General features: G+C 66.6%; 18 protein-coding genes and 1 pseudogene. 7 read left to right on the top strand and 12 right to left on the bottom strand.

All coding sequences use genetic code 11. The annotated features are described in order from the left end of the window. Positions 1 to 113: 113 nt before the first annotated feature. The gene (locus HEB94_RS27615) at positions 114 to 587 is read right to left on the bottom strand and encodes an alpha/beta fold hydrolase (protein ID WP_192752600.1); all 474 of its coding nucleotides are present in this window, start codon (positions 585 to 587) and stop codon (positions 114 to 116) included. 16 nt (positions 588 to 603) lie between these two features. Continuing rightward, positions 604 to 1,224: a TetR/AcrR family transcriptional regulator gene (locus HEB94_RS27610; RefSeq protein ID WP_192752599.1), complete on the bottom strand. Its 621-nt coding sequence runs from the start codon at positions 1,222 to 1,224 to the stop codon at positions 604 to 606. A 68-nt stretch (positions 1,225 to 1,292) separates the two neighbouring features. Between HEB94_RS27610 and HEB94_RS27605 the strand changes: the two genes are divergently transcribed. The 3 genes and pseudogenes from HEB94_RS27605 (at position 1,293) to istB (ending at position 4,739) form a co-directional block, all read left to right on the top strand. Continuing rightward, a complete protein-coding gene (locus HEB94_RS27605; RefSeq protein ID WP_192752598.1) occupies positions 1,293 to 1,820 on the top strand; it encodes a P-loop nucleotide/nucleoside kinase family protein in 528 nt (175 codons plus the stop codon). A gap of 547 nt (positions 1,821 to 2,367) precedes the next feature. Further along, a pseudogene (istA, locus tag HEB94_RS27600) lies at positions 2,368 to 3,939 on the top strand (IS21 family transposase). Further along, a complete protein-coding gene (istB, locus tag HEB94_RS27595) occupies positions 3,936 to 4,739 on the top strand; it encodes an IS21-like element helper ATPase IstB (RefSeq protein ID WP_192752597.1) in 804 nt (267 codons plus the stop codon). Before istA ends, istB begins: the two are co-directional and overlap by 4 nt. 398 nt (positions 4,740 to 5,137) lie before the next feature. On the opposite strand, the gene HEB94_RS52755 is transcribed toward istB, so the two are convergent. After that, positions 5,138 to 5,272: a hypothetical protein gene (locus tag HEB94_RS52755; protein ID WP_273376543.1), complete on the bottom strand. Its 135-nt coding sequence runs from the start codon at positions 5,270 to 5,272 to the stop codon at positions 5,138 to 5,140. A 414-nt stretch (positions 5,273 to 5,686) separates the two neighbouring features. On the opposite strand from HEB94_RS52755, the gene HEB94_RS49540 reads away from it, so the two are divergent. The 3 genes from HEB94_RS49540 (at position 5,687) to HEB94_RS27585 (ending at position 8,174) form a co-directional block, all read left to right on the top strand. After that, on the top strand, positions 5,687 to 6,325 hold the full coding sequence (locus HEB94_RS49540; RefSeq protein WP_202896578.1) for a hypothetical protein: 639 nt from the start codon (positions 5,687 to 5,689) through the stop codon (positions 6,323 to 6,325). Between the two features lie 49 nt (positions 6,326 to 6,374). Then, positions 6,375 to 7,190: a phenylacetate--CoA ligase family protein gene (locus HEB94_RS49535; protein WP_202896577.1), complete on the top strand. Its 816-nt coding sequence runs from the start codon at positions 6,375 to 6,377 to the stop codon at positions 7,188 to 7,190. Between the two features lie 375 nt (positions 7,191 to 7,565). Then, on the top strand, positions 7,566 to 8,174 hold the full coding sequence (locus HEB94_RS27585) for a P-loop nucleotide/nucleoside kinase family protein (RefSeq protein ID WP_337918026.1): 609 nt from the start codon (positions 7,566 to 7,568) through the stop codon (positions 8,172 to 8,174). A 744-nt stretch (positions 8,175 to 8,918) separates the two neighbouring features. On the opposite strand, the gene HEB94_RS27580 is transcribed toward HEB94_RS27585, so the two are convergent. The 3 genes from HEB94_RS27580 to HEB94_RS27570 all read right to left on the bottom strand — a co-directional run bounded on the left by HEB94_RS27580 (position 8,919) and on the right by HEB94_RS27570 (position 10,784). Beyond that, entirely contained in the window at positions 8,919 to 9,458 is a 540-nt protein-coding gene (locus HEB94_RS27580) for a hypothetical protein (RefSeq protein WP_192752595.1), read from the bottom strand. Between the two features lie 716 nt (positions 9,459 to 10,174). Then, positions 10,175 to 10,321, bottom strand: coding sequence for a hypothetical protein (locus tag HEB94_RS27575; protein WP_192752594.1), 147 nt, complete (start codon positions 10,319 to 10,321; stop codon positions 10,175 to 10,177). A gap of 160 nt (positions 10,322 to 10,481) precedes the next feature. After that, complete coding sequence (locus tag HEB94_RS27570; RefSeq protein ID WP_192752593.1) at positions 10,482 to 10,784, bottom strand: histidine phosphatase family protein; 303 nt, start codon at positions 10,782 to 10,784, stop codon at positions 10,482 to 10,484. On the opposite strand from HEB94_RS27570, the gene HEB94_RS27565 reads away from it, so the two are divergent. Further along, entirely contained in the window at positions 10,783 to 10,980 is a 198-nt protein-coding gene (locus tag HEB94_RS27565) for a hypothetical protein (RefSeq protein ID WP_192752592.1), read from the top strand. The two genes, HEB94_RS27570 and HEB94_RS27565, sit on opposite strands and share 2 nt — an antisense overlap. 461 nt (positions 10,981 to 11,441) lie before the next feature. On the opposite strand, the gene HEB94_RS27560 is transcribed toward HEB94_RS27565, so the two are convergent. From HEB94_RS27560 to HEB94_RS54805, 6 genes are all read right to left on the bottom strand, one after another. Further along, positions 11,442 to 12,209, bottom strand: a complete 768-nt coding sequence (locus HEB94_RS27560) for an aminoglycoside phosphotransferase family protein (RefSeq protein WP_192752591.1) — start codon at positions 12,207 to 12,209, stop codon at positions 11,442 to 11,444. 1,096 nt (positions 12,210 to 13,305) lie between these two features. Further along, on the bottom strand, positions 13,306 to 14,190 hold the full coding sequence (locus HEB94_RS27555) for a phytanoyl-CoA dioxygenase family protein (RefSeq protein WP_192752590.1): 885 nt from the start codon (positions 14,188 to 14,190) through the stop codon (positions 13,306 to 13,308). Positions 14,191 to 15,939: 1,749 nt separating this feature from the next. Then, positions 15,940 to 16,074 carry a transposase gene (locus HEB94_RS54810; protein WP_192752589.1) on the bottom strand — a complete coding sequence of 45 codons (135 nt, stop codon included), beginning with the start codon at positions 16,072 to 16,074 and terminating at the stop codon, positions 15,940 to 15,942. 112 nt (positions 16,075 to 16,186) lie between these two features. After that, positions 16,187 to 17,119 (bottom strand): proline dehydrogenase family protein, encoded by a 933-nt coding sequence (locus tag HEB94_RS27545; RefSeq protein ID WP_202896576.1) that lies wholly within the window; start codon positions 17,117 to 17,119, stop codon positions 16,187 to 16,189. 2 nt (positions 17,120 to 17,121) lie between these two features. Then, complete coding sequence (locus HEB94_RS27540; RefSeq protein ID WP_192752588.1) at positions 17,122 to 17,517, bottom strand: hypothetical protein; 396 nt, start codon at positions 17,515 to 17,517, stop codon at positions 17,122 to 17,124. A gap of 190 nt (positions 17,518 to 17,707) precedes the next feature. Beyond that, on the bottom strand, positions 17,708 to 18,112 hold the full coding sequence (locus HEB94_RS54805) for a hypothetical protein (RefSeq protein WP_192752587.1): 405 nt from the start codon (positions 18,110 to 18,112) through the stop codon (positions 17,708 to 17,710). Positions 18,113 to 18,135 lie beyond the last annotated feature (23 nt).

The following is an 18,135-nucleotide window of genomic DNA, read 5'->3' as shown; positions in this document are numbered from 1 at the left end:
TGCAGCGGCCCTGCGGTCACGTGGAGCATGGCGTAGCCGTTGACAACCTCGCCGGGGGCGACGTGGATGACCTCCGAGACCATCGGGAGCGGCGCCATTCGTTCGTCATAGAGCTAGCGATCGCTGGAGCCGGCGGGGTTCGGTTCATCCATTCGGGTCAGGCGTGCGGCGATGCTGTCCGCCATGTCGGCCGGCTGCCAGCCGTGGTCCGCACCGGGGACCTCCGCCCGCTCAGCATGTGCCAGCGACGCGACGATCGAGTCGGCTGCGTCGGAGAAGAAGGTAAGCGCCTTCGTGCCGAGCAGGACGACCGTCCGGGCGCTGATTCCCGCCCACAACTCCTTACGAGGCGCCGATTGAGCCCACGCCAGCGCTTCGGCGCCTGCTTGCACACTCAGAGCCATCCGCTCGAACAACGGCCTCTGCGGTCCGGCCCTCATATCCTCGAACCACTCGGGCGGCGTGCCGGCCATGAAACGCCGGAGCGTCTCCTCCCGGTCCCCCGTCAGGACCCGCTCTCTGATCTCGGCGAGGAACTCCGCCCCGTCCGAACCTCCCTCGACCCCGAGCGGCACCTCCCACAGCACCAGCGCCGGGGATCGTCTAGCCGATAAGGCCGGTCAGCATCTGGTCGAGGACCCGCGTGGCCTTGAGGGGATGCTCGGCTAGCTGGCCCAGCCGGTCGTAGGCCTGAAAGGAGGTCAGCGCGACAAATCCGTCGAGGATGGCTGCCCGGGAGATTGCGCCGGTACGCGTGAGTTCACCTGCTTCCTCCAGCCGCTCGAGTAGGCGGTTGAGCTGTCGGCGCCGCCATCCCTCACGGGTGTCGAAGATACGAGCGAGCTCTGGGTCTACGACCGCCAAGCCCGTCAACCGCCTCAGTACCGATCGCTCGGCAGCCCAGAAGCAACACGTGCGTCTGATTACCGACGTACAGGCCTGACGGGCTGGCTCGTCCTTGGTGTGGGCGAGTAGTTGGTCCATCCCACCCCGCTCGGCGCTGTCGGTCAGTACCGCGTCCAACAACCCATGCCTCGAGCCGACCTGGTTGTAGATCGTCACTCGGCTCACCCCGGCGGCTACGGCGACAGCCTCCAGGCTCACGTGCCCGTCCGCCGACTCGGCCAGAAGTGAGCGGGCCGCCTCGACAATCGCCCTCCTGGTCGTGGCCGTCTTCGTCTGGCGGGATGCTCGGGTAGACGCACCGGGCCTGGGCGTCACCATTCCCAACCTCCTTCACAGATGGTAAAGTCACAACTCACTTTACAGCGTGTAAAGAAGGGTAGCAGCCGATGACAGTCAGCGGAACACGCATCCTGGTTGAGTTCTGCGGGTTACCAGGCACAGGCAAGAGCACTCTGGCGCGCCACGTGGCGCACCGTATGAGGGCGGTGTGGCTGCGGATCGATGGCCTGGAAGCGGCGATGTGGCGGAATGGACTGCGACTTGAGCAGACGGGGATCGCGGCCTATAGCGTCGCCCACGACGTCGCGGCGGTCCAGCTTCGACATTGCCTGCCCGTCGTGGTCGATGCGGTGAGCCCGGTAGAAGTCGCCCGGGCGGGCTGGCGAGAACTTGCGAGGAGTCAGGGCGCACGGCACGTGGTCATCGAAACCGTCTGCTCGACGACAGAGGAGCATCGAAGGAGGGTTCAGGAACGCACTGTCGATCTGCCCGGGTTTCCCTTGCCTACCTGGGATCAGGTCTCCCGTACCGCGCGAGAGTACGAAGTGCGCACCGATGACAGGCTGGTAGTCGAGACCACGCAAAGCATCGAGACCTGCCTCAAGCTGATCTCGACCCACTGCGAGTCAATCTGAGCCGAGAAATTCATCTCTCCTGTCGGCGGCCGTCGCCAGATCAACCCCTGACGCGCCTGGACATCGAGGTTAGGCCGCCTGCGCCCTCAGCGCCGGGCCGGAGGCGAGGCGTAGGCGGCCATCCCCCAGGGGAACCCACCCTCGGGGCCCAGGTACCCGCCCGCCGGCCCGCGCCGGCCGGCCCAAAGTCACAGGAGCTCAGAGCCGTCAGGCCCGTCAGACACCACAAACACCCAAAGCGACCTTGAGACTCTGACGTGGTTGGAGGACGCGGGCTGCCGCGCGGTGATGGAGGTAACCGGTCAGTGCTCCGGGCAAGCATGGGCTCGATCGGCCCGGCGATGCGCACCGCGGGGTGATGCGGTATTGCGGTCCCACGGTATGGCCGGGGCCGCTGATCAGCGTTCGGGGTTCCTTCCGATGAGTGTGCCAGTCTGAATTGGCCCCACTTGGAGGCCTAGTGCTGGCTTGAAGTGGCCCCACTCTCGACCTACCAGTCCCCTACGTTGCGTGTCGTCTGCCAAGGCGATCACGAGAGGCGTAGGGGTTGAAGGAGAGATCGAGAGTGGAGCAGTTCGAACGTATACGACGTGACCATCGAGATGGTGGTCTGTCGGTCCGAGCCCTCCCGGCCAAGCACAAAGTGCATCGGCGCACGGTGCGTCAGGCGTTAGCGGATGCGGTGCCTCCGCAGCGGAAGACCCCGCAACGGCAGGCCCCGGTGTTGGGTCCGTATGAGGCCACGGTCCGTGGTTGGTTGAGCGAGGACCTGAAGGCGCCGAGGAAGCAGCGGCACACCGCTCGCCGGATCTGGCAGCGGCTGATGGAAGAGGAGGGTGCGGTGGTCGCGGAGTCCAGCGTCCGTCACCTGGTGGCCAGGCTACGAAGGGAGATCGGCGCGGACCGGGGGGATGTGGTGGTGCCCCAAACCCACCTGCCGGGGGTGGAGGCCGAGGTCGACTTCGGCGAGTTCGCCGCGATGATCGCGGGGGTGATGATGAAGTTGTTCATGTTCTGCCTGCGCCTGTCACACTCGGGCAAGGCAGTGCACGTGGCCTATGCCAACCAGTCCCAGGAGTCGTTCCTGGACGGGCATGTGCAGGCGTTTCAGGCGTTTGGCGGTGTCCCCACCGGGATGATCCGGTATGACAACCTCAAGCCCGCGGTGATCCGGGTCGCGCTGGGGCGGGAACGCTTCGAGCACCCACGGTTCATAGCGTTGCGGTCCCACTACGGCTATGACTCGTTCTTCTGCATCCCCGGCTCTCAAGGTGCGCATGAGAAGGGCGGGGTCGAGGGCGAGGCCGGCCGGTTCCGCTGACGACACCTCACCCCCGTTCCACACGCGGGTTCGCTGGCGGCACTGAATGAGGCACTCGCGGCGGCTGATGCTGGTGATGACGCCCGCCGGATCGGGGCCCGCGCGGAGACCGTCGGCGCGGCCGCAGCTCGGGAGCTACCGCTGCTGCGCCCGCTCCCGGCGCAGCCGTTCGACGTCTCAGCCTCGCTGTCGTGCCGGGTCGATGCCAAGGCACGGGTATGTGTGCGCCAGTCCTACTACTCGGTGCCGGCCAGGTTCGCAGGCCGCCGCCTGCAGGTCCGTCTCGGCGCGACCACGGTTCGCGTCCTGGACGCCGGCAAGGTGGTGGCCGAGCACGCCCGGTCACTGCACAAGGGCAGCGAGGACCTCCTGCTGGACCACTACCTGGAAGTTCTGACCCGCAAGCCCGGGGCGCTGGCCGGGTCGACCGCGCTGGCCTGCGCCCGCGCCTGCGGCGCGTTCACGGCTGGCCATCAACGGTTCTGGGACGCCGCCCGCGCACAACACGGAGACGGACCAGGCACCCGAGCCCTGGTCGGGGTGCTGCTCCTGCACCGCTCCCTGCCCGCCCAGGCCGTCACCGCCGGCATGGACGCCGCGCTCACCGTCGCCAACTTCGACCCCGACGTGGTCGCCCTCGAGGCCCGCCGGACCATGCAGACACCCACCACCGGTCCACAGCCCTTGGTGCCCATACCAGCCACGGCATCCCCAACCGCCTCCATCGACCGGCCCCCACCGTCACTGGCCGACTACGACCAGCTGCTCACCCACTCCGCTCAGGAGGCCACCGCATGAGTTCGACCAGCACCACCGGCGCGGCCAGGGCGATGACCGACCCAGCCGCCGAAGCTGCGATCCACGCCGCCTGCCGAGTCCTGTCCCTACCGACGGTGCGCGACCAGGCGGCCCCGATCGCCGACGCATCGGCCAAGCAACGCCTGTCCCACAAGGCGTTCCTGGCCGAAGTACTCACCGCCGAATGCGACGAACGCGATGCCCGACGGCGGATCCGCCGGGTCAACGAAGCCAAGTTCCCCCGCACCAAACACCTCGCCGACTTCGACCCCACCCGACTACCAGACCTCCCACCCCCGACCCTGGCACACCTCGCCGGCGGCGCCTGGATCGACGCAGGCGAACCCCTCGTCCTTCTCGGCGACTCCGGCACCGGCAAGACCCACCTGCTCATCGCACTGGGCACCGCAGCCGCAGAACAAGGACGCAGGGTCCGCTACGTCACCACCGCCACCCTGGTCAACGAGCTCGTCGAGGCCGCCGACGACAAACAACTCTCCCGCGTCATCGGCCGCTACGCCCGACTCGACCTGCTCTGCCTCGACGAACTCGGCTACCTCACCCTCGACCCCCGCGGCGCCGAACTGTTGTTCCAGATCATCACCGCCCGAGAAGAACGCGCCTCGATCGCCTGCGCCTCCAACGCACCGTTCTCCGAGTGGGGCGCCACCTTCACCGACCCCCGCCTCGCCGCCGCCGTCGTGGACCGACTCACCTTCAACGCCCACATCATCCAGACCGGCACCACCTCCTACCGGCTCCACACCACCCGCAAGAAGGGGAAACCCACCAACCACTGAACCCGAACCAGCCACACAACAAGTGACCATGCACAACCAGGGTGGGGCCAAATCAAAGCAGCACAACGGGGCCAGATGGGCTTGTCATTCTCATTCCGACGTGCCCGCCCCACGTCCGCACGGGCGCGGCCGGCGGGCGCGCGGGTGGTTCGCCCCGAACGTGCATGCAAGGATGCCGCACGCCTTGCGGGGACATTACGGTTATCCACAGAGGCGAAACGTCGACTTGAGTCAGCCTGCGGGTGCCGGGGGCCGCGCCGCGCCGACTTCCCTGCCCAGTTGGTAGGTGGTGCGACCCCCGTCACGTTCAGGAAAAGCGATGTTCGCACAGGTGTTCGATAGATGGCGGAGAGATCTTAGCCGTTGCCCCGACCTTCGCCATCGCCGGTTGGCCTGGACTAGAACGCTTCGATCGTTCGATCGATTGGGTCGCCGGCTCTCCAGATCGTCGAGACGGGCACTTGCTCATCGACGAGAACAGAGCTGGAGCCGTTGCCGCTGGAGGAGCCGTTGCCGGGGGTGAGCGGGTTCATACGCACCTTCCTCGATGTGTGGGTGACGCCTGCCCGATGGGCAGGGTGCGCAGGGGCCGGAGATCACGAAGGGGTTGTAGGTCGCCGGGTCAGCGACGGCCGCGAGGGCGCGGTTGTGACGTCTCACTGCCTGGGTCGTCAGGACGGCCAACTTGGGGACGTTGGCGACGTCGGCCATGGACCCGCGTCCGACGCGCCGCTTCGACCGGGAGGCACACACTCGCGCCGCTCATCCTCGCGGCGGGGACCTCCACGTATCCGCCGTCCAGACGACATCGCCCGCACGGATCCCCACCAGGCATGAGACAAACCCGGAGTCTGGGAGCAGCCCGGTCATCAACCCAGGGCGCCGAGACGACCTACCGCCGCACCTGGTTAACCCGCACCGTCCGACTTATCATGGCCCAGAGGCGAATGCTGGCCAAGTTTGCCGGCCGAAAGTGGGGAGTACCCGTCTACGCCCACGACTGGGTTGTCGCCGGGGCGACACTTATGTCCGGAGCGGTTGAAGGGCATGATCCAGACCTGGCCGCGAGGGCCGCGTACGGTCGTCTGCGCGCCGGCCACCTGCACGCCGTACGGGCGGCTCTCGAGGACCACATCGCGCGACTCGACCGGCCCCGGGAACGGATCGAGCACTACCGCGACCAGCGACTGCGGGCGCTCCTCGCCCACGCTCGCGAACGCTCGCCCTTCCACGCGCGCCGCCTCCGTGACCTTGATCCTTCCTCGGCCACGGTCGCCGACCTGGCCCGGTTGCCGGTGATGACCAAACAGGAGGCGCAGCAGGAGTGGGACTCCATCGTCACCGTCCCTGATCTCACCCGCGAGCGGGCCGAGGGCATCTTGGCCGAGCAACGGTGGTTCTCCTACACGCCAGGAGGCCTGCAAGTCTTCAGCTCGTGGATCGAGCGGTGTGCGCGGCGTCTACGTCTGGGACTGGGACCTGTTCGTGACCTTTGCCTGCCTCGCCTGGCGAATGCAGACACGACAGGAGCGCCGCGACCCGCCGTTGCGGCGTCAAGCGAAGCTTGCCGTCCTCCAGGCCGGTGAGCCGCCGCATGTCAGCACGGCGGTTTTCGACGTGGCGACCGTCGGGGGTATGGAGACGGTCGTGATACCGGCGAGCGCACCGTTCGAGGAGGTGCTCGCCGCGGTCACCGCCGCACGACCCACCCATCTCGTCGGGTACGCGACAGTAGTGGGACGACTGGCCCGCGCCGCGTTGGCAGGTGACCTGGACATCCAGCCCGTTCGGGTGAGCACGAACTCCGAACCCCTCCTCGACGAGGATCGTCAGGCGATTGCCGAGGCCTGGAACGCACCGGTCCACAACCAGTGGGGGTCGACAGAGATCGGCGCGGCGGCGACCGGGTGCGGACGCGGGGCCGGCCTGCACGTGTGTGAGGACGAGGTCGTGCTCGAACGCGTCGACGCGAACGGAGTTCCGGTCGCCCCGCACGAGCCGGCGGCGCACACTCTGGCTACCGGGCTGGCGAACCGGACGTTTCCCTTCATCCGCTACGACCTCGGAGACGAGGTCGCCGTGCTGCCGGGGCCGTGCGAATGCGGCAGCGAGTTCGTCCGTCTGGCTGACATCGCGGGGCGACTCGACGACGACTTCCGCTATCCGACCTGCACCGTGCCCGCGAGCGTGTTCCGGTCGGTCCTCGGCACCAATCCCCGCATCGCTGAGTACCAGGTCCGGCAAACGGCGACCGGGGCGCGCATCCTCGCGGTGGGATCACCCGACGTGCCCAGTCTGACCCGGGCGATCGCGAGGGAACTGCGCCGGCAGGGGCTGCCCGATCCCGAGGTCGAGGTCGAGCTGGTCGACCACCTCCAGCGCGGCTCCGCCGCCGGAAAGCTGCGCCGGTTCGTCGCGCTGAAGGAAAGCGGTCGAAACTCAGGTCTGTGACCTGCGGAATAGGGCCGGGGCCTGCGGCCAGGGGCTTCGTTGTGCACCGACAACAGGGCGTCATAGCGGCTACCTCTGACAGACCGCTCATGACGGGTGCGGACCGAGCTGCTCGTCCGTGTTCTGGAGGTCCTCGGCCTGTGCTCGTCACCGTTAGGTGTCGCAGGTCGTGGGGGCAGGCTGGGTCCAGTCCGAGCGACCTGCTCGTACGTGCTCTGGAGATCCTCGGCTGGGCGGCCATGGCCGTCCAGGACCAGTCAAACCGGATGTGACGGACGCCCGGTGCAATACCTTAGCGTGGCCGAGGAGAACACCGAAGGATGATCACGTACTGAGGCAGAGCCGATCATCCGTGCCGCCAAGCGAAAGGAAACAGTGCAAAAGCACCGACCAGCGATGTCTATGGAGGCCCCTGTCCTCGTGGTGATAGGGGGCTTCCCCGGAGCCGGAAAGAGCCAGATCGCCGGTCGGCTGAGCCGCGAACTGTCGCTGCCGCTGCTCGCCTCGGACACGACCGGGGGAACGATCCGAGACGTGCTGCAGGGCAAGGTCGAGAGCTCCGATGCCTTCAGAGCCGGCTATGAGCTGCTCTTCACACTCGCCGAGACGTTCCTCGGTTCAGGCTGCTCGGTCGTCATCGATACCAACATGGGCTGGGAGTTCCAATGGCAGCGCCTGGACGCCATCCTCAGGAGACAGCCCGAGGTGCGCTTTCTCCCGCTCATTCTGCGCTGTCCTCGCGACATCGCCGTTGAACGCATCACCCGCCGACACGAAGAGAGCGGCGGCACACGATCAACTGCCGCACAGATCCAAAGTGTCCACTCGAACGTGTGGGACTACCTTGAGCGCTTGGACCGACCTGACGCGCGAATAGTCGACGCGGTACAGAAGCCGGATCTCGTCTACGCACAGGCACTGGGGCATCTACAGGACCTGGGAAGACCCACGCCAGACCACCATCGCTCAACAGCGACAGGATGACCCTCGCCTCCGCCAAGTCGACCAAGGCCACCGCATCTGGGAATGCCCCTCGCTCCTCCCAGGACAAGTGAAGATAGGGACGCGAAGGCGCACTCTGAGCGCAGGAAGGCCCGGTGACCAGATTGGAAGGCTGGCTGGCGACGCTCCGCGAACCTGGCGAAGGTTCAGAATGACCTTCATCCACTCAGACCATAAGTCCTGGCGAGTCATCGGCGGCTGGGGGTGTGATGTCCTCCAGACATCCGTTGAGGTCGTTAGCGCCGCCAGAACATCCAGCGTCGCCAGAAAGGTTGCACCGCCATGGGCGCCGCAGTGGTCGCGCGCCGTCCCACCGGAATGGCCTCCTGGCGGCCGCGTTGGGGTACTCCGGTCTACACGTGTTCCGGCTGCGGCATCGCCAAGTCCAGCCTGACCGAGGCCTGCCGCACTGGTGCCCGTCAGTGCAGCGTCGTCGACAGCCCGCCCGCGGCTGCGATGCCGGTACCAAGAACCAAGCCGAGTTCGTGCACATGCTCAGGCCGCGAGGGGACTTCTGATCACCGTCGCCGGAAAGGGCGATCTCCAACATCTGTGTCAGGCAGGAGTCAAGGGGCATCTCGTTAACCAACGGTGCCAGGTCAGCAGACCTCGCGGGTCGCAGGCCCGTAGCGATCAGGTAGAGAACATCATCGGGAATATCCACGGTTGCGGCGAGCCTCATCGCATCACTACGTCCAGGCCAAAGCGACAGCGGGCAAACGGCGATCAGTCTGGGCCCGCGCCGATGTCGCGTGCTAGGTCGACGGCGAGCACTCGGTCGAGATGGACGAAGGTTTCGAACTTCGCACCGTCCGCAACGTCGACATCATCTGCCAGTCGGTTGAGCTGCCCCAGAACAGAAGGTGTGTCGAGGTTGTTTTCAAATGCGGCGTACGCGTCCCGCACGACGTCCGGCGGCATCGGCCTAGACGGCGCCCGCGCCCATACGGCAACGCCATCGCGCCAGCGGTGAAGCGTCGCATCAGCCTCGTCGAGGATGCCGGGTGTAAACTGGGCCCCGCAATAGTGACGCCTGGTGAGCAGTGCCAGTCGAAGGGCGAGAGGATCCCGGTCGCCAGCCAACCGATTCGGCACGGCCGCTGCCTCACCAACCTCGACGCGTACCCCGCCGAGGCCATCGACGCCAGCGCCAGCGAAGTGGACGTCGACCGACCCGCCAAGCGCAGCTCGAACCTCACCCTCCCCCCTCGTCACGGCCGGTGGATGGATGCCAAGTGCGCGGGCAGGCTGCACCAGGTCGTCCACCCGGCCTGGCCAACTGTCGGGAATGGCAAGGGCCACGAGGACCTGTACGTCGTTCAGCTCGATTACTCGGGTGAGGACGTCGGCAATGAGAAGTGCACGGAGGTCGGTGAGACCACCCTGGCCACCGGGATGTGGGTGGACGCACACTCGCAGCAGCCCGCCACGGCTCAATCCGATCTGGACGAGTTCACCGGCGCGGGAATCCACAAGACGTACCACGTTGGCGAGCGTACGACTCCCCTCGGCTATCTGGCAGTCAACGGCTCATCTAAAGCCAGGGATCATGAAATAAATCCCGCAGCGGTGGGACCCGCCTGGACCGTCTGGCTCGAACCGCCCACCAACGGTTCCTCCCTCTGCCAGGCTCATGCGACCGCAGGTCGTGATCCCAAGGACCTGGCGGTGGGCCCGGACGCGTTGTCATGGGCGTTCCGACTAGTACACGCCCGGCCACGCTGGTATGCGCGCCGGCAGGTCAGGCGGCAGTCCCCTCCCCCGCGCGACAGCAACCACACCCCGGCTCCCGGTCCGCCGCAGAATCGGCACAATCCGCAGAACCTCTGCAGAAACACCCCGGGCGCTGGCCTCGTCCAACACATCCCGGTCAGGTCGACCGATTCACCAGCGCGTCGATGTCGTGCGGTGCCCGGCCATCCTCACCGGCGTACCGGTCGTCCGCGTAGTCCAAGCGGGCGTGGCTGCGTGGGCAGCCGTAGTCAGCGCGGCGCGGGGGCGTCGAGGACTGCTCCCAGGTCGATGGCGATGCTGCCCCAGGTGGAGCAGGCAACCGCCCCGTGGTGCGGGACCGCGACCACCTGCTGGGTGTTGGCGAGCGGGTGCGCCAGCGCGAATGTGGCAGTCACGTTGGCAAGGACGACGGGCAACCAAGACGGTCACACCGCTCATCGCCGTGACCTGCTCGACGAACGGTGCGAAGCGGCGCCTGATGTCGTGGTAGCTCTCCCCGCGGCCGACTCGGCGGTCCCACTCGCGAGCGAGCATCCATGCGCCGAGTACCTCGTCTTACTCGCGCCAGTGGGCTGGGTCGTCGCTGCCCTCGTACGCGCCGACGTCGTACTCACGCAGCGCCTCGGCCGGCGCGGCATCGACACCCAACCGTCGGCTCAGAACCTGTGCGGTCTGCACTGCGCGGAGCAGCGGACTTGTGTAGATGCGGTCGACGGAGGCACCTGCGAGCCGGTGGGCGAGCTCGAGCGCCTGAACGCGGCCGTCGGCGGTGAGCCCGTGCTTCATGCCGCGATTGGAGAACACGTGGAGCAGGTTCGCTTCGCTCTCGCCATGCCGCACGAAAATGAGACGCGTCATGCCCCATTCTGTGTGGCAACGTCGTCCGCAGCATCGATACCAGTGCGAACGGACCAGCCCGGACGCCGACGAGGACGCACGCGAGGTTGCGGCCGAACGGGCGGGCGACGCCGACCTTCACGCCTGGATGATCGCCTTCGCCTGCCGGCCCTGGATGGGCTGCACAGGCGGCGCCGACCGGGCTTCGGCCGGGTGATCTCGCCGCAGAACGTCGTCATCGCGATCGAGTTCCTTATGTTCCCGGTCCACAGATCCGAGTCTGAGTCACGAGTGGGGCGGACCTCGCTCACTGAGTGGACGGCACATCGGGCAGTTCCTATGCCCCTTCGGGCAGCCACCGGCTTCCTCAGCCATGCCTGAGGATCCTGTACCGATTCTCCCCGACAGCCGACGGTGGTGGCGGGCTGCGCGCCAGGCGCCGTGGCCGGAGGAGATACCCGCCTACGGCACTAGCCGGACTCAACCCGGGATCACAGTCGATAACAGTGGCCAGAGTCGTCTCCGACCAAGTGTTCTGGCGGGCTCTCGAGACGCGGCCAATCCTGGTTCGGGTCATCGTCAGCACCCGATCTCCTTCATCAGCCGATGGCGGCCTGCATGGTGAGGGTGTGTTGCAACTCCCTGTAGAGCGCATGCAGCTAGAAATCCAGTCCTTGGTCAGATCAGAACGGGCTTGGTGACGTCCTCGAGCCACGCCCAGGGCATGCGTCCATACCGGGCCAGGTCATCAGCGGTGGCATCCCCCAGGTTGCGCAACCAGGCGGCCGCGCAGTTGAGGGACGCGGTCCGCAGCGCGTAGCCGGCCAGCTCACGCAACTCCTCAATCGACGCGAGGTCCGTCCACTGCCGCAGGTAGCTGTCAAACACCTCACGGATCCGGTCATCCCGCAGATCGACGGCATCTTCGGGCTGAGGAACCTCCCACCGGAACACACACTCGACCACCAACATCACCAACGACCCGAACGGATGCCCCCACACAGCATCTGCGAAGTCGAAGAACCGATACCCGCAGGTGCCAACTGGGCAGAAGATGTTCCCCGGCCACAGATCGCCCTGGTCCAGCGCCGGAGGGACCGGGCCGGCCGCCAGGATCTTCCCGACCTGCCGCAGCGCGGGCAGGGCGGACAGCACACGCCCGTACTGCTCCTCGGTGATCCGCCTGGGATCGTCTGCGGGCAGGCTTACCAGGTGCGACGCCTGCGCCCTCGCCGCCACGTCGGGGACCAGGGCCGAGGCCTCTCGCACACCAGCCGACGCAAGCAGCCAGCGACATCCGACTGTGCGGCGCTGCAAACGCGCGTAGTCGGCCACCAATGACGCCAACGAGTCGATCTCCACGCGTCGGAGGTTCGCCAGCGTCGTCCACAGAACCTGACCGCCGTCCCGGGTCAGGATCCAGCCCCGCTCCGGTTCCACCGCCACCGGGACGTCCACATACTCAGGCGCCAATCCAGCCACAGCAGCCTGAACGACTCCTTCCTGTCGACGAGTTCGGCGATTCGCCTTCAACCAGTACCGCGACCCACCGCACTCCACAGTCCATACCGTTGACCAAGGCTGGATCGAGTACGACACCACCTCACCGAGCTCGTCGACACAGACACCTGACAGCGACTCGGCCACCCAGTCCCGAACCTCACCCAGCCAGACCCGCGTACCCCACGCCTCAGCCACGCCCCCACGCTCCCACCCATACCGATTCAGGCGAGCCTAGGCAGACACTGCGAAATCAGCACCCCGAATACTCCGTCGCGACCCCCCGCGACCGCCGACACGGAGGACACGACCTAGCCGAACCGGTCACTCGAACCACCCTCGATCCGCACCCCCGGTCGCAGCGGCCCGCCAGGTCCGGGAGCGCATCCAGATGCTCCAGCGCACGGCCACCCCGAGGAGGTGAATGCCGACAGCTGCGCCACCCGCTGCTCGGCCTGCGGAAGTGCGGGCGGCGTGCCCATGCTGCCGGATTCGGCGCACCCTACCCACCTGACACCCAGCCGGATTCGCTCAACGGCCCTGGTGCCGAAACAGCAGTCGACAGGAGGGACAGATTATGAAACCCCCAGCAACACCGACCACGCCATCTACCAGCGACTTTGCCCCCAGACCACTTCCCCACAGCCCCGGAAACCACCCCCGTCACCATCGTTCGCACCACAACCCGCAACGGCTTTTACAGAAAGGCTGAACGCGGCGCGGCCGGGCTTATCCCGTGGGGCGATCACAACCAGCCAGCCTTCCCGACTCCCCCGGCCTGCACCACAACCACGCCCAGACCGACAACACCGACCCGCTGCAGGTGTGGAAGGCGCGGCTCGGCCATCTCTCCCGCGGATGGTTCGGCATCCGGATGCGGCCGCCATGGATAACCCTCAGGCGGCCGGTCCGGACGGAACAGCCGCCGGCCTGGCCGGACGACGCTTGCGGATGGGCCACCCGCGGTCGCCGCTTACATCTCCCGCGAGAGCTGGCGATGCCGACCTTCATAGAGCCGCGCCCCACTCGCTACGCAGGGAGGTCATCCGCGCTCATGACGCTTCCAGTGCCAGCTTTCGCTTCCCGATATCAGGGGGCGGACATTGTCGGGGAGCGAGCGCACGAACTCGGGGCTGAGCTCGTTCCCGGGCCACTCTCGCATCATGGGTGGCGTGTACCCCGATATCAGAACGACGCGTTCTCTGTCGCTCCGGATAGCAGTAGTGCTGTGGACTAGGGCCTCAGAGAAGAGGAGGACCGATCCCGCAGTCGCCTCGACCTGGTGGATCAAGCGGTTGTCCTCAAGCGCGGCGTCGATGATGTCCTGCACCGGCCAGCTAAGTCGGTGGCTTCCGGGGATCACTGCGGTGCCTCCGTCGTCGGGACCGACGTCAGTAAGGTAGGCCAGCGTCTTCACAAAGAGGCTGTGGAAGTGATGATCTTGATAGTAGGTTCCCCAACCGTGACGGGTACCGGTGTGGAATCCGAGTGGCTCAACTCTTCTCGCCGATCCACGGTCCGTCGAGGACTCGGCCGGAGTGTCGGGGCCGCGCCGGTTGATGATCGCCTCCGACTCTTCCAGGCGTACCGATCCACCGACGAACTCTTCCACGAGCGGGATTAGTCTCGGGTGGCTCGCATACTCCAGCAGAGCCGGATCATATTCCACCAGATGGCCGACGCTGAGGTGATGATCACTGCGATGGTTGACGTAGACACGGAAACGCTCCAGATCCGGCTCAGCTCTCAACCGATAGAGTGCATCTTTCGTCCGCGCGACCTCGTCCGAGGTCAAGGCGTTATCCAGCAGCACGAAGCCATACACATCGAGATGGAGCCGCTGCGCAGCGGTAAGCCTCGGCGCGCCCCCATCGGCGCCACCATCCGCAAGTCGCTCATCACCATCGGTCTCCATATCCGTCGTCATTGGTTCCAGCTCCCCTATCTCCCGACTGCGGGACCAGCGTCACGAAGCATCGGCATGATCAGCAAGGACCAACACTAGGACGAATACCTCGCGGCCAGAAGCCCGACCACCGCCCGGCCAACACCCTCTCCCCCAGATCTTCGTCGGCGTCGTGCCCCCTCGTAGCGGACCCAGATGGGGCTCGATCTAAAGACCAGCGTGGTAAGGATCAGCGCGAGCATGAAGAATGTCCAGACCGGCCCGGCGACGGACGCTGTGGTCTCCGCCCTCACTATCGGCCCTTCACCGCCGCAGCGCTCACCATCGCAGCGCGCCTTCGGGTCGGCTGGCCGACCGCACATGCTCTCGGCGGTACGTTTAGCAGACCTCGCCCGGCGGATTGATGTCGGGGACCGTACGACCCCGGACGGTCCACTCTGGCCCGCCACACGCACGGTCTCGATGCGTTCCGGCATCGGGTACTCCGCCTCTACGACATCGGAACGGCCCAGTCCCCGTAGGGACACTCGGTTTCCGGACGGTCCGGCCGCGATCGTTTCGCCGTTGACCGTCGCTAGCAGGTCCGCCTGGCTATCACCGGGGATGCGCAGGTCGACCGTGCACGGACGGCGTACATCGACCCGCAGCATGCCGGCGTATGGCTCATCGCTCGTGACCACGAGGTCGTCCGTCGTCCGGGAGATCGGCAGATTGACCGCAGTGCCGCCGTCAGGTCCTGCCCCAACGGCGTGGTCCCAGACAGCGAGAGCACGCAGACCACTGCCGAGACAACATCCCTTCAGTCCCTGCCGCCATCCGACCGCACTCGCCGGGGTCGCCGCGCACGCGAACCCACCGAGGGCCGCGACGACGACGCCCGGGTGGGTCGAGGCCGGAAGCAGGCCGGTCGTGTCGCGGATCTGGTTCTCCAGCAGCTAAACGGGACGTCCGTGTTATCGCCATGGACACCGCAGAATCCGCACAACTCGCAGAACCAGGACCAGACGCACGTCTGCGCAGGTCAGCACGGTCCATCGCCCTCACGTCAGGCGCACCGCAGAGTGCCGCGGAAACCCCGCACAATCCCCCGAGCGCCGCCACCACGCACGCCGACCCACCTACGGGCGCAGAACAACCGCCGCCATCGACGCCCTAGCGGGCACCTCCAAACGGCGCCGCGTATATGCCGCGCGACACTCGAACACCGCCGAACGGCGACCAGCAGCACGCCTCTGACCAGCAAAAAATGTGTTAGCGACCACCAGAGCCGACGGTCCGAACACCGTCACCTCGAACACCCCGCTACGCGAACGGCCCCGGACCTGTTTGTGCAGGTCAGGGGCCGTTCGTAGTGCTGTGGCAGGTACTGGGTTCGAACCAGTGTAGGCGAAGCCGACGGTTTTACAGAAAGACGCCAACCACGCTCTGACCTGCGAGTTCGTCGCAGCACACAGATCTTCGCCGCGTATACGCCGCAGCCGAGGATCGGCCGGTCATCGCGAGGACCAGGGTGTGACGACTCGCTTCTCGACGATGGTCGACGCAGCCGCATGAGCGTCGCTGTCTGCGCGGGGTCCAGCACGGCAGAGTGTCGCGGAAGCGCCTTCGGGGAGCCGGAACAGGTCGGCTAACCGGCAAGCACTCCGGCCACCATCTGCCGTGGGCCGAACGACCGCAACGACAACTCGCCAGCGGCCCCCGGTCAGCGGCGAGGCCGCGCAGAGCCGTCGAGCAGCGCGCTATGCGCGGACCGGCGGACGCACAGATCGATCAATAGAGCGCACTCGAATTGCACTCCGGCCCGGTGCCCTTCCAGAAAGCGAAGTGTGCCTCGGACGGTAAGCGGGTGATCTCGCCGACCTCGACTCGCAGGCGGGCTGCACCGGAGGTACCGATGCCCGGCAATAGCGTGCGGGGTACCGATTCCGGCGAGTTCCTTCAGGCCTTCGTCGGCGCATTCTTGCGCGAGTAGATCCGCCCGAGGTCGGCGCGACCCGTGGGGTGAGCTGTCCAGTAATTACCTACCCGAGGCCAATGCCCGCAGGAAGAACGTAAGATTCGCCGGCCGTTCGGCCAGCCGCCGCATGAAATAGGCGTACCACTGTCCCCCATACGGCACGTAGATCCGCACCCGGTTGCCCGACCCCACCAGTGCCCGCTGTTCCTCCGGTCGGATACCCAGCAGCATCTGAAACTCGTAGCTATCCGGTGTCCGGTTCTGCCGAACGATCAACTCCCGGGCGGCGCTGATCATCTTAGGATCGTGCGTGGCGATCATTGGATAGCCCTCACCAGACAGCAGGATCTCGAGGCAGCTACGGTAGGAGTCGTTCACCGCGTTGCCCTGATACGCGACTGATGTCGGTTCGGCATAAGCACCTTTGCACAAGCGAACACGGGACCCGGGGCCGGATAGGTCCCGGCAATCGCCGGCGGTGCGGGTCAGGTAGGCCTGCAACGCCACACCGACCCAGGGGAAGTCGGCCCGCAGATCCTGCAACGTGCCGAGGGTGCGGTCGGTGGTGGTGTGGTCCTCCATGTCGAGCGTCACTGTCGTGTCGGCGGCCGCAGCTGCCTCGCATATCTGCCGCGCGTTCTCGAGAGCGATCTTGTCGCCATCGCGCGGTAGCGCTTGGCCCAGTGCGCTGAGCTTGACCGAAACCTCGGCTCGGCCGCCGGCGGTGGCCCGACCAAGTGCATTGATCACCGAGCAGTAAGCCGCGACGGTCGCTGCGGTCTGCTCGGCCGAATCGGCGTCCTCACCGAGAAAGTCGAGCGTGACGTTCAGCCCGCTGCTGAGCAGCCTTCCGGTGGTGTGCACGGCGTCCGCCTCGCTGCTACCGGCGACAAACCGGTCGACTACGGGGCGGACCAGCCGAGACCGTTCGGCCAGCGAGCCGAGCTTGGCCGAACGGGCCGAAGCGAGCAGAAGTCGTCTCAAGATCGGCATGATCAAGCCTCGGAAAGCTGATGCGAGTAGACGAGGACGGTCGGGTTGATCGCGCATTCCCTGATCGCTCGGGGATAGACCCGACGATGCAGGTTCAGGATCGAGCCTGCGTTTTCGTTGGTGCCCGACGCCCAGGAACCGTAGAAGGGTTGTCGACCGACCGCCGCACCAGAGGGCTTGTCGTTGACGCAGCAGTCGCCATCGGCGAACCGCAGCCGTTCGCTGGCCTGGTCGATCGCCAGCCTGTCGTTGGTAATCACCGCGCCGTTGTCAACCCGCGTCGACATCCCCTCGGTGTGCGAGTCGACGGCGGCGACGGATCGGCTGCTGCACATGTCGGTCCATCGGGAGCTGCGCTCGGGGAAACGCTCATCGTCGACCGTGAGATCGGCCGCCATTGGCAACGCGGTCGCGGCGAAGACGCCGTGCCACGGGGCACTGGTTGCGGTCACGCTGGGGCTCCATTCGAGGTGAGTAAAGGGCGAGACGAACCGCCAGGGCGCGGAGAACCTACGCCGCATCGCGCACATGCTGGACGCGCCCGCCGGCGAGGAACGCGACCAGGCGGAGCAGGTCGGGCCGGCAGGGTCAGAAGCCCAACCCCAGCAGAACATCGAGGGCGCGATCGCCGAACTGGACGCGATGCCGCCGAACACCTCCGGGGGCCTCGCGGGCGCGAGGGACGACATCCTCCAGGCGACGCAGCCAAGCACCCCATCTGAGGAGCGTGAACGTCGCCTCCGGCAGGTGGCGGCACGCGCAGGGCGGCAAGCGGACATCTTGCATGCTGACGCCGAGGGTGGATCGGACTTCTGGCGTGAACAGCGGCTCCAGAACGCCGACCAACTGCACCGAATCGCTGACAAGCTCGACCTGCCCCGCCGGTACGTCGAAGGTACACTCGCCGAACTCGACGGTGGTGGTGAGGAGGAGGCGGCGGAGGAGGCGGATTTCGGCACCATCAAGCGTCGGATCCTTCGTGCGCAACGCCACGCAGGCTCGGACGACGAGCGCGA

Source organism: Actinopolymorpha pittospori, assembly GCF_014873875.1.
GTDB lineage: Bacteria > Actinomycetota > Actinomycetes > Propionibacteriales > Actinopolymorphaceae > Actinopolymorpha > Actinopolymorpha pittospori.
This window is presented reverse-complemented; position numbering and strand designations above follow the sequence as displayed.

Excerpts from the sequence above, each read along its gene's own strand:
- HEB94_RS27555 (WP_192752590.1), bottom strand. The coding sequence starts at position 14,190 with ATGACGACGGATATGGAGACCGATGGTGATGAGCGACTTGCGGATGGT.
- HEB94_RS27565 (WP_192752592.1), top strand. The coding sequence starts at position 10,783 with ATGCCCCATTCTGTGTGGCAACGTCGTCCGCAGCATCGATACCAGTGC.
- HEB94_RS49540 (WP_202896578.1), top strand. The coding sequence starts at position 5,687 with ATGCTGGCCAAGTTTGCCGGCCGAAAGTGGGGAGTACCCGTCTACGCC.
- istB (WP_192752597.1), top strand. The coding sequence starts at position 3,936 with ATGAGTTCGACCAGCACCACCGGCGCGGCCAGGGCGATGACCGACCCA.
- HEB94_RS27540 (WP_192752588.1), bottom strand. The coding sequence starts at position 17,517 with ATGGCGGCCGATCTCACGGTCGACGATGAGCGTTTCCCCGAGCGCAGC.
- HEB94_RS49535 (WP_202896577.1), top strand. The coding sequence starts at position 6,375 with ATGGAGACGGTCGTGATACCGGCGAGCGCACCGTTCGAGGAGGTGCTC.
- HEB94_RS27545 (WP_202896576.1), bottom strand. The coding sequence starts at position 17,119 with ATGCCGATCTTGAGACGACTTCTGCTCGCTTCGGCCCGTTCGGCCAAG.
- HEB94_RS52755 (WP_273376543.1), bottom strand. The coding sequence starts at position 5,272 with ATGAACCCGCTCACCCCCGGCAACGGCTCCTCCAGCGGCAACGGCTCC.
- HEB94_RS27570 (WP_192752593.1), bottom strand. The coding sequence starts at position 10,784 with ATGACGCGTCTCATTTTCGTGCGGCATGGCGAGAGCGAAGCGAACCTG.
- HEB94_RS27610 (WP_192752599.1), bottom strand. The coding sequence starts at position 1,224 with ATGGTGACGCCCAGGCCCGGTGCGTCTACCCGAGCATCCCGCCAGACG.
- HEB94_RS27605 (WP_192752598.1), top strand. The coding sequence starts at position 1,293 with ATGACAGTCAGCGGAACACGCATCCTGGTTGAGTTCTGCGGGTTACCA.